This is a genomic window from Flexivirga sp. G2 (assembly GCF_055397625.1).
In genome coordinates this window covers 3,887,690-3,903,365 of record NZ_AP039675.1, presented here as the reverse complement: position 1 = coordinate 3,903,365, position 15,676 = coordinate 3,887,690, and the positions used below count along the sequence as shown (strand labels likewise).

13 protein-coding genes are annotated in these 15,676 nt (G+C 68.6%); 5 read left to right on the top strand and 8 right to left on the bottom strand.

All coding sequences use genetic code 11. The features are described 5' to 3' along the window. A complete protein-coding gene (locus ACZ50J_RS18850; RefSeq protein ID WP_464298691.1) occupies nt 1-2,205 on the bottom strand; it encodes a helicase-associated domain-containing protein in 2,205 nt (734 codons plus the stop codon). A 119-nt stretch (nt 2,206-2,324) separates the two neighbouring features. Here ACZ50J_RS18850 and ACZ50J_RS18845 point away from each other — a divergent pair, with 119 nt between their 5' ends. From ACZ50J_RS18845 to ACZ50J_RS18825, 5 genes are all read left to right on the top strand, one after another. Continuing rightward, complete coding sequence (locus ACZ50J_RS18845; RefSeq protein WP_464298690.1) at nt 2,325-2,507, top strand: hypothetical protein; 183 nt, start codon at nt 2,325-2,327, stop codon at nt 2,505-2,507. 123 nt (nt 2,508-2,630) lie between these two features. Beyond that, nucleotides 2,631-2,813: a hypothetical protein gene (locus ACZ50J_RS18840; RefSeq protein ID WP_464298689.1), complete on the top strand. Its 183-nt coding sequence runs from the start codon at nt 2,631-2,633 to the stop codon at nt 2,811-2,813. Between the two features lie 3 nt (nt 2,814-2,816). After that, nucleotides 2,817-3,584, top strand: a complete 768-nt coding sequence (locus ACZ50J_RS18835) for a hypothetical protein (protein WP_464298688.1) — start codon at nt 2,817-2,819, stop codon at nt 3,582-3,584. 44 nt (nt 3,585-3,628) lie between these two features. Further along, entirely contained in the window at nt 3,629-5,266 is a 1,638-nt protein-coding gene (locus tag ACZ50J_RS18830; RefSeq protein WP_464298687.1) for an AMP-binding protein, read from the top strand. Continuing rightward, on the top strand, nt 5,259-6,188 hold the full coding sequence (locus ACZ50J_RS18825; RefSeq protein ID WP_464298686.1) for an aldose 1-epimerase family protein: 930 nt from the start codon (nt 5,259-5,261) through the stop codon (nt 6,186-6,188). The genes ACZ50J_RS18830 and ACZ50J_RS18825 overlap by 8 nt, the downstream gene beginning before the upstream one ends. Before the next feature lie 14 nt (nt 6,189-6,202). On the opposite strand, the gene ACZ50J_RS18820 is transcribed toward ACZ50J_RS18825, so the two are convergent. The 7 genes from ACZ50J_RS18820 to ACZ50J_RS18790 all read right to left on the bottom strand — a co-directional run bounded on the left by ACZ50J_RS18820 (nt 6,203) and on the right by ACZ50J_RS18790 (nt 15,617). Further along, a complete protein-coding gene (locus ACZ50J_RS18820) occupies nt 6,203-6,784 on the bottom strand; it encodes a GrpB family protein (protein ID WP_464298685.1) in 582 nt (193 codons plus the stop codon). A 56-nt stretch (nt 6,785-6,840) separates the two neighbouring features. Continuing rightward, nucleotides 6,841-8,604 (bottom strand): 2-succinyl-5-enolpyruvyl-6-hydroxy-3-cyclohexene-1-carboxylic-acid synthase, encoded by a 1,764-nt coding sequence (gene menD / locus ACZ50J_RS18815; RefSeq protein ID WP_464298684.1) that lies wholly within the window; start codon nt 8,602-8,604, stop codon nt 6,841-6,843. A gap of 46 nt (nt 8,605-8,650) precedes the next feature. Continuing rightward, nucleotides 8,651-9,967 (bottom strand): MFS transporter, encoded by a 1,317-nt coding sequence (locus ACZ50J_RS18810; RefSeq protein WP_464298683.1) that lies wholly within the window; start codon nt 9,965-9,967, stop codon nt 8,651-8,653. 191 nt (nt 9,968-10,158) lie between these two features. Beyond that, nucleotides 10,159-10,623, bottom strand: a complete 465-nt coding sequence (locus ACZ50J_RS18805; protein ID WP_464298682.1) for a flavodoxin family protein — start codon at nt 10,621-10,623, stop codon at nt 10,159-10,161. Then, nucleotides 10,620-12,347, bottom strand: coding sequence for a malto-oligosyltrehalose trehalohydrolase (gene treZ / locus ACZ50J_RS18800; RefSeq protein ID WP_464298681.1), 1,728 nt, complete (start codon nt 12,345-12,347; stop codon nt 10,620-10,622). Before treZ ends, ACZ50J_RS18805 begins: the two co-directional genes overlap by 4 nt. Beyond that, entirely contained in the window at nt 12,344-14,752 is a 2,409-nt protein-coding gene (treY, locus tag ACZ50J_RS18795; protein WP_464298680.1) for a malto-oligosyltrehalose synthase, read from the bottom strand. The genes treZ and treY overlap by 4 nt, the downstream gene beginning before the upstream one ends. A 91-nt stretch (nt 14,753-14,843) precedes the next feature. Beyond that, nucleotides 14,844-15,617: an NAD(P)H-dependent oxidoreductase gene (locus tag ACZ50J_RS18790; RefSeq protein WP_464298679.1), complete on the bottom strand. Its 774-nt coding sequence runs from the start codon at nt 15,615-15,617 to the stop codon at nt 14,844-14,846. Nucleotides 15,618-15,676 lie beyond the last annotated feature (59 nt).

The following is a 15,676-nucleotide window of genomic DNA, read 5'->3' as shown; positions in this document are numbered from 1 at the left end:
CTAGGCCGGTGCGACGCCGGTGATCCGGTGGATCGAGAAGGTGCGGGACTGCGAGCCGTCGCCCACCATGCCGGTGACCCGGCCGCCGTCGGCGCGGTGCGGCCGGAACAACGTCCGGTGCAGTGCACCGTCGGTGTCGGTGTAGCCGATCCACACGGCCGCTTGCTCGGACGCCGCGTCCTGCAACATCGCGAGCGTCACGGTCGGATCGGTCGAGGGGATGCGCGGCCCGGCGCTCTGTGCGGCCCGGCCCGCCGATTCCTGCTCACCGCGCCGGACGTGCGCGATCACCTGCTCGACGACCTCGTCGGTGACCGCATCCAGTCGTGGCGGCTCGCTGACGCGCGGTGCCGGAGCCCGGGTGTGATCGCTGCCGACATGAACGACGTGTCCGTCCTGTCCTTCGGCGACCGGTGAATACCCGTGCTGTCGCAGCATTTCCAGCACCGTCGTCGGATGGGCGGGGGAGATGACCACCGTGGGCGCGATCTTCCGCAATTGCAGCGCCGACAGGTTGCGGTCACCCGCCATGGCGTCGAGCATCGCGGTGTCGTCATTGCGCAGGTAGCAACTTGCCGTGCCGACGCGGGTCTGGCCGTGGCGACGTGCCACGTCGGAGATGAGGTAGTCCAGCGGTTGCGGCACCGGGGTCGGACTGGCGACCGTCAGTTGCTCGATCAGCTCGGAGGCCGACCGGCCGGTGTCCAGTGCCCGCCGGATGCTCCGGTCGGTGAACCGGTAAACCGTTGCGCCACCGCGAGATTCGACATCTGCGGCAGCCTGCATCAAGGAGTTCAGTTCTTCGGTCAACGGACCCGGCGCAACCGCGGTGAGATCGGCCTGGAGCAACAAGTGGTCGACCGGCGCAGGCAGTGCCGCTGCCATTGCCGTCGCCGCGCCGCCGTCCCCGGCAAGGAGTGCGCGACCGGGCGCCGACAGCACACCGCGGCCGGTCACCCCGAGCCAGGCCGCCTCCCGCAGCACCTCGTCCGCACGAGTCGGCGCACCGGCCGGCAGCCGCATCGGACGCTGCCAGTGCAGCATCGACTCGATGTATTCCGTTGGTACCGAAACGGATTGGTCTACGGTCGCCAGTATGTCCAGGACGTCACGTCGGCGCGACCGCATCATCGGCCACGCCACTTCGGTGCTCAGCACGTTGATGGTGCCTTGCTCGGTGGACGTCCCGGCAAGCGAAGGCGCCCGTGAACTGTCCAGCCAGGCCGTCGCGATCGTCGCCCAACGGGACGCCGTGTCCGTGTCGACCCAGTCGTCATACGCCGTCGTGGGCAGCCAGCTCGGTTCGAAGTCACCGTCATTGGCGATGAGCCGGGCGGTATACGCGAGCTCGATGACGAAGGCGGCGAGCTCGAGGTCGGCATCGAGAGCGCTCGCCGCGGCGCGATGGTCGCGCACGCTGAGGCCGCCCGAGCGCAGCACCCGCGGCGGCGACTGGTCCCACAACCGCACCAGAGCATCGACCCGCCAGAGGATGTCGAGGGCGGCACCGGCCGCGTCCGCGTCGACGTCCCGGGCGACCAGCCGCTGCGTCGGCTGCGCCGGCGGGGTGATGCCGTCGGCATACAGGCGCCCGCCGCGTAGCGCGAGACCCACCTCGCGGGGGATCACGCCGCCGTCCTCGGTGTGGACGATCAGGCCGGCGGCGATCAGCTCGTCGAGGACCCCGGTCGCCGACGAGCCGGTGAAGCTTGCGCGCGGATGGCGCCAGAGCAGTCGGTCGATCGCGGATCGCGCTGCCCCGCTGAGGTTCTCGTATGACACAACGGCGTCCGCGCTGCGATCGGGTGCACCGAGCTCGCGGGCGGGAGGGCCGAGACGGGCGGGAGTGCTCAGGATCTCCGACACCGCGCGTGCCGGTCGATAGCCCTCGGGACTGCGCCACAGCAGGGCACGATCCCACAGCACACGGCCGGCCGCCTGGACCGCGCGCTTGGTGGTCGACAGCAGCTGGGGCGCTGCGTCGGCGCCACCGACGAGCACTGCCTCGAGCACGCGCAGCTCATCGGCGGACAGGACGTCGAGGGCGCGCTGCACGCTGCCCCTGGTCGCGGCGCGCGCGGCGAGGGACGTGAGGTCGCCCGGCGCCGGGCGGGTCAGGTCGGGGCGTGCGGCCAACAGCACGCGCAGTTGCTCGTCGCTGCGCGCACGCAGGTCGTCGGCGAAACTGCGGGCGGATTTCGGCACTGAGCAAGGATATGCGGCGCTTCAACCGCCGCGGGCACGCCGGACGGCGGACGCTCGCCGCGGCCGGTGCGCGTACTCAGGAAGGGCAGGCAAAATGCCGCCGACGAAGGGGGAGCGGAGTGACGACACCGGAGGTTGTCCGAAGGCGGCGTTGGCCGTTCGTGCCGCTGGCGCTCGCGTTCGGCGTCCTGGACCTGTTCGTCGTCCTCGTCCTGGTCGAGGGCGCACTGGACACCAAGGACACCGAGGGCAGGACACTCGGGATGATCCTCGTCGGTGTCGTTGTCGCCCTGCTGACCTAGTGGACCTTCCTGTGCGTCAGGGCGTTCGTGCGCCGCGGCCGGCCCGAGTGGGCCGAACAGAAGCAGACCGACCCGTCGGGCGTGCGGCCTCCGACCAATTCGAGGGCGCGCAAGGCCGGCGGTATGACGATGGCCGTCGTCTTCCTGGGGATCGCAGCCATCATCATCGTCGCGGTGATCGCGCAGGCAGTCGGTGGAGACCTGTCCGGGCTGGGCGGCGGACTCACCGGCGGGATGTTCTGTGCGGCAGTCGGAACGGCCGGGTTGACGATGGCGCGCACGCCGAGCTCCGCGGAACGCGCCTGATTCGTGGGCGAGATCAACCGGGCGGCCGCGCAGCGCTTCGATCCGGGATCCGGCGTGGCGCCATACCCGGTCGCGCCATACCCGGTCGCGCCAGAGCCGCCGGGCGACGCCGCCCCGAGTCGCGCGCCCAGTTGGGTGAGCACGCCGATCGATCGCAGTGTCACCTACCGGGAGGCGTGCAGTGAGTTCCCGTGGCGGCTCGTCGTGGGCTGTCTCGGCCTGTTCGCCGTGTTGATCTGGGGCATCACGGTCTCGCCCGCCTGGCTGGTCGGTGTGATCGCGGTGCTGCTCGTCGTCCCGGTGATCCTTTTCGTCGGGTCTTTGATCTTCCTTCCCTACGGCATCCGGCTCGAGGGCGGAACCTTATGGATCGGAGCGCGCGCTGTGCCGCGCATCGGACGCGGTTGGAAACGCCAACAGTTGCCACTGGAAGAGGTGATCGCGTGGACGGTGTGTTCGCGCTCCGACGCCTCGAAGAGCATCCCGCGCTCGCCGTTCGCCGACGGTGACCTCGCCGTGCCGCCGGCAGACAAGCGGGTCGGCAACTGGGGAAACTTCACCGGCCCGGGCGTGCGCGACGTCCTGGTCGTGCGGGTCGACCCGGCGCGTGTCCCGGCGGCGATGCCGGCAGTGGTGATGATGGGTGCCGGTGTCGAGGACGCCCGACGCACCGCCCGGGACATCGGTGTCTACGTCATCGGCACCCGCCGACCGCAACGATTGGCGCAGGCTCTGGAGAGAGCGATGCCATCACGGAGGTCGCTGACCTAATGTGAGGGGCGACACACGTCGCCCGCGCTGCAGGAGGTTCTCCGATGTCCGTCGCCAGTCACCCGTCATACGCCAGCGGGATCTCCGAGGCGCCGCTGCTCGGTGACACGATCGGTGACAACCTGCGCCGGACGGCCGAGCGCTTCGCCGACCGGGACGCCGTGGTCGACATGCCCAGCGGGCGTCGCTGGACGTATGCCGAATTCGACGCCGCAGTCGACGAGGTGGCACGCGGGCTGATGGCGGCCGGCATCGACAAGGGCGACCGGGTCGGCATCTGGTCGCCGAACTGCCCGGAGTGGACGCTCACCCAATACGCCACCGCGCGCATCGGCGCGGTCATGGTGTGCGTCAACCCGGCATACCGCTCTCACGAGCTGGCCTTCGTCATCAAGCAGTCCGGCATGCGGATGATCGTGAGTGCCGTCAGCCACAAGACGTCCGACTACCGGTCGATGGTCGAGCAGGTGCGGGAGGAATGTCGCGACCTGCAGCAGGTCGTCTACATCGGCGACGCGAGCTGGGACGACCTGGTCGCCGGTGCGGCTCGCGTCACCGCCGACGAGCTCGCCCGGCGGTCGGACGGGCTGTCGGCCGACAATCCGATCAACCTGCAATACACCTCTGGCACAACAGGATTCCCGAAGGGCGCGACGCTCTCGCACCACAACATCCTCAACAACGGCTACTTCGTCGGCGAGCTCATCGACTACACCGAGGAGGACCGGATCTGCCTGCCGGTGCCCTTCTACCACTGCTTCGGGATGGTGATGGGCAACCTGGCAGCCACCTCGCACGGTGCGTGCATGGTGATCCCGGCGCCGTCCTTCGAGGCGGCGGCCACCCTGAAAGCCGTTGAAGCCGAACGCTGCACGTCCCTGTATGGCGTCCCCACGATGTTCATCGCCGAGCTCGCGCTGATCGACCAGGGCGAGCAGCATTTCGATCTCTCCTCCCTGCGCACCGGCATCATGGCCGGGTCGCCCTGCCCGGTCGAGGTCATGAAGCGGGTGCTCGCGGAGATGAACATGAGCGAGGTCGCGATCTGTTACGGCATGACCGAGACCTCGCCGGTTTCGACGATGACGCGCACCGACGACACCCTCGAGCGACGCACCGAGACGACCGGTCGGGTGATGCCGCACCTGGAGGTCAAGATCGTCGACCCCGCAACGGGTTTGACGGTTCCGCGGGGCGGCACCGGAGAGCTGTGCACGCGTGGCTACAGCGTGATGCTCGGCTACTGGGAGCAGCCGGAGAAGACCGCGGAGGCGATTGACAGCGCTCGCTGGATGCACACCGGTGACCTGGCCACGATGGACGAGGACGGCTACGTCAACGTCGTCGGCCGCATCAAGGACGTGGTCATCCGCGGCGGCGAGAACATCTACCCCCGCGAGGTCGAGGAGTTCCTCTACACGCATCCGAAGATTGCCGACGTGCAGGTCATCGGAGTGCCGGACGAGAAGTACGGCGAGGAGCTGATGGCCTGGATCGTCATGCGCTCCGGTGAGGCACCGCTGGATGCCGGCGCCATACAGGAGTTCTGCGACGGGCGACTGGCGCGCTACAAGATCCCGCGCTACGTGCACGTCACCGAGGCATTCCCGATGACGGTGACCGGCAAGATCCGCAAGGTCGAGATGCGTGAGGAAGCGCGTAAGATCCTCGCCGATGACTGAGACACAAGGGATTTCACCGTCAGGGGAGCAGTGGGCGATCACCCACGGCGACCAACGCCTCACCGTTGTCGGCGTCGGCGGCGGCATCCGGTCGTATGACGCCGGAGAGCGGCCGGTCCTGTTCGGCTACCCCGCCGATGCGAAGGCCGACGCGGGACGCGGTCAGCTGTTGATGCCGTGGCCCAACCGCATCGCCGACGGTCGCTACACGTTCGACGGGGCGACGCAGCAGTTGCCGCTGACCGAGCCCGCGCGCTGCAACGCCTCCCACGGGCTGGTTCGCTGGGAGCAGTGGTCGCTGGTGGAGCAGACGGATTCGACTCTGACTGTTGGATTTCGGCTGATGCCCAGCGCCGGATGGGACGCCATACTCGATCTGAGGGTGCGGTACGAGCTGGGCGATGACGGGCTGACGGTGACGCCGAGCGCCACGAACGTCGGGTCGACGCGGGCACCGTTCGGCTTCGGAGCGCATCCTTATCTGACCGTCGGCGAGGAGACGGTGGACGAGCTGACCCTCACCCTTCCGGCGACCGACCACCTCACGGTCGACGACCGGTTGCTGCCCACCGGCACCGCACCGGTGGAGGGGTCCGACTATGACTTCCGCGCATCGCGACCGATCGGGGAGACCGTGATCGACACGGCGTTCACCGGGCTGGTCGCCGATGATGACGGTCGCTGGCGCGTCACGCTGAGCAGCGGCGAACGCAGTACGACGCTGTGGGCGGAAGCCGAACACTTCGGCTACACACAGGTTTTCACCGGTGACTCACTGCCCGCCGGCCGGGCGCGCCGCACCGGCGTCGCCGTCGAGCCGATGAGCTGTCCGGCCGGTGCCTTCGCCACCGGTGAGGCGCTCGTCGTGCTCGAGCCCGGTGACACCTGGACCGGCCAATGGGGCGTCAGCCACCGCGGCTGACTCGGCTGCGGCGCTCAGATCCAGGCCGGCGCCCACCCGGCCCTCGCGGCCCAGTGCTCAGCGAGCTCCATCAGAAGCAGCCACGCCGGATCCTTGATCGCGCCGTACTCGAACAAGTCGTTCGCTGCGGCGGCAGCGGCGATCTTGAACCGTGCCCAGTTGTGCGACTGCGCAGGGTTTGCCCGGAGGAAGTCGCGAAACAGTAATGCGCGCCGCGTCGTTGGCGCGTGGGCGAGCCGCACGTGTATGTTGACCGAACGACCACCCACCGGCGGGGCGAAGACGAATTTGGGCCACATCTCACCGTCCGCGGCCGGCTCCTGTTGGTTCCACGGTTCGGGACGACGGCGATAGCCCGAATCCGGAAGACTGGTCGCCGCCGACGTCGCGTCGAGGTCGGCGACGACGATCATCATGTCGAGGCAGTCCTTGGCGCTCATGCCGGCAATCGACGTGGATCCGATGTGCTCCACTGCGACAGCATCCGGGACGAGGTCGCGGAGCTGAGCGCGGAGGTTGCTCGCCTCGTCCGCCCAGCGGTCCTGGTATTCATGAACGTGGACACCAGTGGGGGAAGTCTCATCGGGAAAAGGCACGGCACAAGCCTATTCAGCACAACGACATCGCCTTCAGCGTCTGCGAACCGCCTCGGCTATTCGGTCGGCTTCGGAGCGAGTGCAGCAGCCGCGGCAGTGGCGAGCTCGGCACGGAACTCCCGCTGGCCGGCGCGCGAGATGCGCACCTCGCACACGCGAATTCCCTTGCCAGGGTTAGCGATCCGCTCCGCGAGCACGTCGGCCTCTCCCACATACTCGTGCTCGATGCCGTGCGCGGCGCACAGCTCGCTGATGTTGGTGTCGGTCGGAGTGGCGAAGATTCGCTCGTAGGGCCGGGACAGCGAGTCGCGGCCGGGCTCGAGGGTGCCGAAGATGCCGCCGCCGTTGTCGTTCATCACCACGATCGTCAGGTCCGGCCGTGCCTCGTGCGGCCCGATCAGCAGCGCGTTGGTGTCGTGCAGGAACGTCAGGTCGCCGACCAGTGCCACTGCGGGATGCGGCGCGCGCGCCAGTGCGAAGCCGATCGCCGACGAGATGACTCCGTCGATGCCGGCGAGTCCGCGGTTGCCGACCGCCACGACGCCGTGGGTGATCTCCCGAGGGTCACGGGCGAGGTCGAGGTCACGGGCGGTGTTGGACGACCCGACATACAGCCCGGCGTCGGCCGGCAGGTTGTGCACCACGGTGCGCGCGACGGCCGGGCCGCTCGGCCAGCCGGCCTCGATCAACGGCGCCGCCGTGGCGGCCACGATCTGTCCGGCGGTCCGCCACTGCGACGCCCACGCACGATCGACGCACGAGGCGACGGCCTGGTGGCTGCGCTCGATGTCGTCCCAGTCGTGCACCCGGCGCACCACGTGCCCCGGATCGGCCCAGGATGTCAGCGGGGTGACGGCCTCGACGGTGACCGCCGGGTTGCTCAGCAGGCGGGCGACCTCGCGGTCGAGGGTGACCCGACCGCCGATGAGCACTCGCTCCGGCAGGTGCGCATCGACCCACTCATGGGCGCGCAGCAACAGCGGTCCGTTGGGCGTGACCCTGCCGCGCCGGTAGGCGCCGAACGGCTCAGCCATGATCGGCCAGCCGGCCGCGTCCGCGAGCTCGGCCAACTCGGAGGAGTGATGCGGAGCGGGCAGGTCGCCCAGCAGCACCAACGTGCGCGGCACCGGCGCGATGCCGGATCCCGACACGGCGCTGCTGCGACCGTGCGAATCGGGTTGCCGCAGGCTGAGCCAGGCCTCGCCGTGCGGGCGGCCGGTGAGACTCTCCGGCCAGTCGTCGTCGGTGTCGTCGAGCTGATCCGGCACCAGTGGATCGCGCAGCGGAACGTTCAAATGCACCGGTCCGGGATCGCCGGAGGGGTAGCCGCGGGACTCCGCGACCGCCCGGCCGATCACCGACCGCCAGATCGCCTGCTGTCCGGATCGCCGCTCGGGCGTGCCGAATTCGTGGAACCACCGGGTCGACCCGGCGAAGATCTTCACCTGGTCGGTGGTCTGGTTCGCGCCGGTGCCGCGTAGCTCCTGCGGTCGGTCCGCGGTCAGCAGAATCATCGGGACATAGCCGTGCGCCGCCTCGAGCACGGCCGGGTAGAGGTTCGCGACCGCGGTGCCGCTCGTCGTGATGACCGGCACCGGCATCCGGGATGCCTTGGCCAAGCCCAGCGCGAGGTATGCCGCGGACCGCTCGTCGACGCGCACGTGCAGGCGCAACCGCCCGGCACGCTCGGCCGCCTCCGCGGCATACGCCAGCGGTGCGGAGCGTGAGCCGGGAGCCAGGACGATCTCGCGCACACCCTGACGGATGAGCTCGTCCAGCAGCACGGTCGCGATGGCAGCGGAAGGATTCACGCCAGCCATCTTCGCGCATCTGTGCCACGACCGACCGCGCGGCACTGGTGCGCGGTCAGTCCCCGAGCGCGACGTCGGTCGGTGTGACCACGAGCGGGGTCGGCGTCGGCACCTCGCGCGCCATGAAGCGTTCGGCGGCGTGCGCGGCCGGGCCCGTGCCGATCGCCGCCACGACCACGATGGCTGCGATGACCAGCCAGCCCGGGCCACTCCAGCTCAGCGCCAGGAAGGTGAAGGCGGCAGGAGCCCACCGCCCGCCGAGAGTGCCGAAAACCTCTGCAATGCCGCCGTATTCGCCACGGCGACGGGGGTCCATCAGCAGCGCACCGAAGGCGAAGTTGCCGGCGGAGTTGGCCAGCTCGGCGCCCGTGACGGCGACGTGGCCGAGCCAGACCAGGAAGATCGTGAGCAGGCCGGTTGTGCTGTGCGTGGCCATGGTGATCAGGCAGGAGACCACGAAGAACCCGCTCGACACCCATACCGCGCGGATCGCGTGATCGACCGTGCGCACTCCGCGCGAGGTGTATGCCGGCAGGAAGATGCACAACACCGTGTTGGTGCCGAACAACCAGGCCAGCAGCCAGTGCGGGGAGTCGGTCTCCTCGACGAGCCACAGCGGGATGACGACGTTGAGCAGCACCTGGTTGGTGAACATGGTGCCCGAGAAGAGACTCAGCACCATCCACCCGACGTTGTGCAACGGTCCCTTGCCGGGGATCGTCTCCGGTGCGCGCTTGCGGTCGCGCTGCGCGACGCGCAGGTCGTGGCTCGCCTTGGGCAGCCGGCCGATCCAATAGGCGTTGACCAGGCCGATCGCGAGCGCCAGCATCGGCAGCCAGCGCATGACGGTCAGGTTGTCGAAGGCCAGCGCGACACCGCCGATGATCGCGCCGAGGGTGAAGCCGACGTTGAGTGAGGAGTACATGTAGGCCTGCGTCTCGACCCGCTCTGCCTCGGGCATGACGTCGAGGATGTAGGCGCCCCGCCCGGCTCCACCCGCGTTGCCGACGATCTCGAAGAGCACGACCATCAGCAGGTATGACGAGAATCCACCGATGAACGGCCACAGCCCGAACATCAGCGCACCCAGCAGCGCGCCCGCCGACCACATCCGCTTCGGGCCGAGCACGTCGACGAGTCGGCCGGCCGGGTAGGCGACCAGGAAGGACACGACGCCCGCGATGGTGAGGCCGAGGCCGACCTGCGCCGCGGAGAGCCCGACTACCTGGGTGAAGAAGACGGCGCTACCGGTCAGGAAGGTGCCTTCACCGGTCGCGAACAGCAGCGATTGCAGCGACAGGCGCCGCGACAACGGAGTCGGCGGGATCAGCTGTCGGACCGCTTTCGCGGCTCGGGTGCGGCGTTCGGACACGTCGTTCAGTCGACCACGAGGCACCGACACCCGTCACCCGATTTTCGCCCGGCCTGCCACCTTCCGGCCCGCCCAACGATGCCGAATGACGGCTTCCTCGGCGAGTGACGGCGCCATACGACCGTCAGTCGCCGAGGAAGCCGTCATTCGGGAAGGTGGTGGGTGGGTGGATCCACGGGTGGGTCGGCGGGTCAGCGGGTCTCCGCGACGAGTGCGGCGAGGGTGCCGCCGAGCTCGGTGAGCGCCGCGCGCTGGTCGTCGGACTCGACGCGCAGGATCTCGACCGGTTCGGCTGCGAGTCGCCACTCCAGGCCGGAGGTGATCGATTCCAGGGACCGTCGCGCGCCGGTCGTGTCCGAGCGCCCGTGGATCCAGAACGAGAACGGCCGGCGCGACACCTTGCCCCGGGTGTCGTCATACGTCGAGTCGAAGGCGTGCTTCATCGCGCCCGACATGTAGCCGAAGTTCGCGGGCGTTCCGAGCAGATAACCGTCCGCCGTCAGGAAGTCGTCGATCGTCACCGACAGCGCGTCGACGACGTGTATGTCGACCGGTGGCAGATCTTCGTGTCTCGCGCCGGTCAGCACCGCGTCGAGCAGCGACCGCAATCGCGGGGTCGGCGAGTGGTGCAGCACCAACAGGCGAGGGGTGCTCACCGGCTCGTCTTCAGGATCGCCACCGACTCGGAGCCGATGGTGACCGGTTCATTGCCGCCGCCTCGGACGTCACCGAACGCCAGCACGATCTGGCCGGGCATCGCCGCGTCGTACGAACCAAGGTTGAGCAGTATGACGTGGTCGCCGCGGTGCACCCGGATCGTGGTGCCGTTCCGGAAGACGTGTGGCGCGGCGGCGGAGGTGAACGCCGGGACCTCGCGGCGCAACCGGAGCAGTGCGGCATACCAGTCGAGCAGCTTCGCATGATCGCCCTCGGTCGATTCCGCCCAGTCGAGCGTGGAGTCAGCGAACGTCGAAACCGCCTGCGGATCAGGCACATTCGCAGACCAGCCGTGTGCGGAGAACTCACGTGCGCGACCCTCGGAGACCGCCTTGGCCAGCTCCGGCTCCTGGTGGTCGGTGAAGTACTGCCACGGGGTCGACGCTCCCCATTCCTCACCCATGAAGAGCATCGGCGTGTAGGGGCTGGTGAGCAGCAGTGCCGCCGCTCCGGCGAGACGCCCGGGGCCGATCAGCTGCGACAACCGGTCGCCGGTCGCGCGGTTGCCGACCTGATCGTGCGTCTGCAGCGACGCGACAAAGCGCCACGGGGGAGTGCGGCGGAGGTCGACCGGCCGCCCATGGTGTCGGCCGCGGAAGCTGGACCAGGTGCCGTCGTGGAAGAACGGCGTGCGCAGCACCTTGCGCAGCGCGGCAGGATCAGCGAAATCTGCGTAATAGCCCTGTGTTTCGCCAGTCAGGGCAACGTGCAGAGCGTGATGTATGTCGTCCGACCACTGTCCGGTGAGACCCAGCCCGGCACCGGAGTCGTCGCGGGGAACGACCGTGCGCGGGTCGTTCCTATCCGATTCGGCGATCAACGTCAGCGGCCGGCCCAGCTCCTCGGACAACGCGTCGACCTCCTGTGCCAGCTCCTCCAGGAAGTGCACCGCGCGCCCGTCGTGCAGCTCGTGCACCGCGTCGAGTCGCAAGCCGTCGAAATGGAAGTCCCGCAACCACATTCGCGCATTGTCGAGGAAGTAGCGACGTACCTCGTCACTGCCCGGACCATCGAGATTGACGGCGCTGCCCCACGGCGTCGCATAGTGATCGGTGAAGTACGGCGCGAACTCCGCCAGGTAGTTCCCGCTCGGCCCGAGATGGTTGTAGACGACGTCGAGCAGGACGCCGAGCCCGCGCTGGTGGCACGCGTCGACGAACCGCTGACATGCAGCGGCGCCGCCATACACCTCGTGCACGGCGTATGGCGCCACCCCGTCGTAGCCCCATCCCCGATCTCCGGGGAAGGCGGCGACCGGCATCACCTCGACGAGCGAAATGCCCAGCGCGACAAGGTGATCCAGCTTCTCGACGGCCGAGTCGAAAGTGCCGTCGGACGTGAAGGTGCCGATGTGCAGCTCGTAGATGACCGAGCCGTCCAGCCCGTGGCCGACCCAGTTGCGGTCCTGCCAGTCGTGGGCCGCCAGATCGACCACTGCGGATCGGCCGTGTGGTCCGTCGGGCTGGGCGAGCGAGCGCGGGTCCGGGCGTTCGTCGCCACCGTCGATGCGGAACGCATAGCGGTCGCCCGGTGCGGCAGCAGCTCCGACTCGCCACCAGTCGCCGTCCCGCTGCATCGCCATCGCCCGATCGCCCACGACGAGGTCGACCCGGTCGCGGGCGTTCGGTGCCCACACCGCGAAGGAGTGTCGGCCGTCGGTCATGACAGCTTCTCCAGCAGCGCCACGGGCCAGTCCTCGAGCAACGCCGAGACGCGAAGGGCGCCGTCGCTCGTGACGGTGGTGTCGGCGATGTGGTCGCGCCATTCGCCTCCGGGCAGCTCGACGGTTGCGTCACCCCAGCCGCGCGATCGATGCAGCCGCGACGGGGCTCTGGTCGCGAGCGTCACGAACGACTCGCGGCCCGTGCGACCGACCACGCCGGACAGGCGGCTGGGCGCGACGGAGCGACTGAAGCCAACGAGGTGCTCGGAGCCGGATTCGACCGGCAGGTATGACGATTCGTCGCCGAACACTCGTGGGTGCTCGCGTCGTGCGTGCAGCGCGATGTCGACGACGTGCAGCTTCTCGGCGTCCAGTCCTGTCCCGTCTTCCGCGGTGAGCAGGTCGGCGCGACGCTCGAAATCGACGGGCCGTCTGTTGTCCGGATCGACCAGTGAGAGGTCGACCAACTCAGTGCCCTGGTAGGTGTCCGGTATGCCGGGCATGGTCAACTGCAGCAGCTTCGCACCGAGCGTGATCGCGCGAATCGCCTTGCTGTTGGCGGTGATTGCGGCATCAATCGCATCGCGCACCGGACCGCCGGCGGACACGCTGCGCGCGAACTCGATGACCCGTTGCTCGTAGTCGGCATCGACGTCGAGCCACGAGGTCTGCAGGGCGGCTTCGCGCAGCGCCTTCTGCAGGTATGCCGTGAGGCGTTCGTCGGACATCGACCCGGTGCCGAGCAGGGTCTGCCAGACGAAGTGTCCGGTGCGTCCGTCGACTCGGAGTCGCTTGGCCTCCTTGCGCGTCGCATCCGAAATTGCTTGCCATGCCTTCGGATCCCCGCCGACAGCGAGGAGTCGGGCGCGCACGTCCTCGCTGCGTTTGGTGTCGTGGGTGGAGAGCGTCGTCATCGTGCCCGATCGCGTTCCGCGGTGTTCCTTCGCCCAGTTGTGGAACTCCTCGGGTGCCGAGTCGGCGACGCGGTGGGGGTCACTACCGACCTCGTTCATGGCGACGAACTCGCCCCACCGGTAGAAGGTGGTGTCCTCGATCCCCTTGGCCATCACCGGCCCCCAGGTCTGCTGCAGCCGGACCCCGAAGTCGATCGCGGAGGCGCGTTCGTCGGTGAGCAGCGCGAGCGGCAGCAGCGCGTCCAGCTCGTCCTGCAGGTCGGGACGTGCCTCCAGGGCACGGTCGTATGCGGCACGCAGTTGCTCCGTCTCCGCGTCGGTCGGCTTCCTTCCCGGGCGGACGTAGACGCGGTAAACCTCACTGGCGACGAGCAATTCGATGATCGCGGCTCGCAAACCCTCGGCCGGCAGCTCGGGCAGGACCTCCCGCGCGCGGCGGGTCAGCCGCTCGACCTCGGGCTGCAACGAGCGGGCAATGACCTGGCGCTTGGCGACCTCGACCGCATGCGCGTAATCCGGGTCACCGCCGGTCGCGGCCCACGTCGACTGCAGCGTCGGCGCCGAATCCGCGTCCGCCAGCGCGGACTGTATGACGCGCAGTGCGTCATACCCCGTCGTGCCGGAGCACTTCCACGTTCGCGGCAGCGACTCCTCGGGCTCGAGGATCTTCTCCACCCAGACGGGTGTGCCGCGAGATGTCTTGTCCCGCAAGCGATTCAGGTATCCGATGGGATCTGCCAGGCCGTCCGGGTGGTCGATGCGGAATCCGTCGATCAGGCCGTCGTCGTTGAGCTCGAGGAGCAGGGCGTGCGTGGCGTCGAACACCTCCGGCTCCTCCACCCGTATGGCGATGAGCGTGTCGACCTCGAAGAAGCGCCGATAGTTGAGGACGGTGTCCTTCTCGCGCCAGTGCGCGAGCCGATAGTGCTGCCGGTCAAGGAGTTTCGCGACATCGTCGGTGCTGTCCGTGCCGAGCGCAAGCGGCCAGGCGTGATCGAAATAGCGCAGCACCGGCTCGTCTCCGGACCGGTCGAGGGTGATCTCGCCGTCGGCGAGCACTTCGTCCAACGGTTTGCCGAGGAACGGCAGCCCGACCCGGCCGCCACCGGCCTTCCAATCGATGTCGAACCAGCCCGCCGTACTCGCGTCGCGACCGTCCCGGAGCAGCTCCCACAGCTGCGCATTGAGTGACTCGGGAGCCGGGATCGCCATGTGATTCGGGACGGCGTCGACCACGATGCCGAGGCCGCGGTTGTGCGCGGCCGTGACGAGCTCCTCGAACGCCGCACGCCCGCCGAGCTCTTCGCTGATCTGGGTGTGGTCGACGACGTCATACCCGTGCATCGATCCGGGCGCGGCCTGCAGGATCGGCGACAGGTAGAGATGCGAGATCCCGAGGGCTGCCAGGTAGTCCAGCTGGGTGGCGGCGTCGGCGAAGGTGAACCCTGCATGCAGCTGCAGCCGATAGGTACTCGTGACGTCACGTGCCATGGCCCCATCATGCCTGTGCAGATGCTGGTCGAGTGCCGGGGGAGCGCAGCGGGAGAGGCGTATCGAGACAGGTGATCGAGACCAGCCGAGGCTAGGACGCGCGCTCCGGCCGCAGGTGGATCGCCAGATCGGTCCGACCCGTCGCGTGCTGCCCACACAGCCGCCGGTCGGAGTCGTAGTCCTCCAGCATCCGGCGGTAGGGGATCGGCTGCTCCTGCTCCAGAGAGGCGATCCGCGTGCGCACCCGCTCCCGCGCGTCCTCGATCCCGGGCCAGTCCGGGGTGTCGATGCCGAGCAGGGCCAACGATTCAAGCGGTGCGACCCCGGTGTACCAGAAGATGCCGTGGGTTATCGGGAAGAGCAGATCGTGGATGTTGCCGTTGAGGCCACGTTCGTCGAACGCCGACGCCCGATCGCCGGTGGTGGTGATGACGAGGCCTCGTTTGCCGGCGAAGGCTCCGTCGCCATACTTTCGCGAATTGCCTGCAGCGTCATGCAGTCCGTAGGCGAACCCTTGCGTGAAGACGCGATCGAACCAGCCCTTCATGATCGCCGGCATGCCGGCCCACCACAGCGGGAAGACCAGCACGATCAGATCGGCTCGTTCGACGAGCCGCTGGTGCTGCCCGACGACCGAGTCGATCACGCCTTCGGTGCGGGCGTCGACCGCGTGATCGCCCACCGGCCCGTCGAACTCGCAGATGCCGTAGTCGCAGGGGCGAACGACCGGATCCCAGTGCAGGCCATTGAGATTCAGCACGTCCACGTCGTAGCCCCGCGCGCCCAGCTCGGCGCTCGCCGTACGGCTGAGGTCGTCGGTCAGGGATTGTGCGGACGGTGCCCCGGAGATCACTAGTGCTCGCATGATCACAACGCTAGGTGCATGATGCGCATTTGGATAGTACGGTCATTCATGTCACTAAT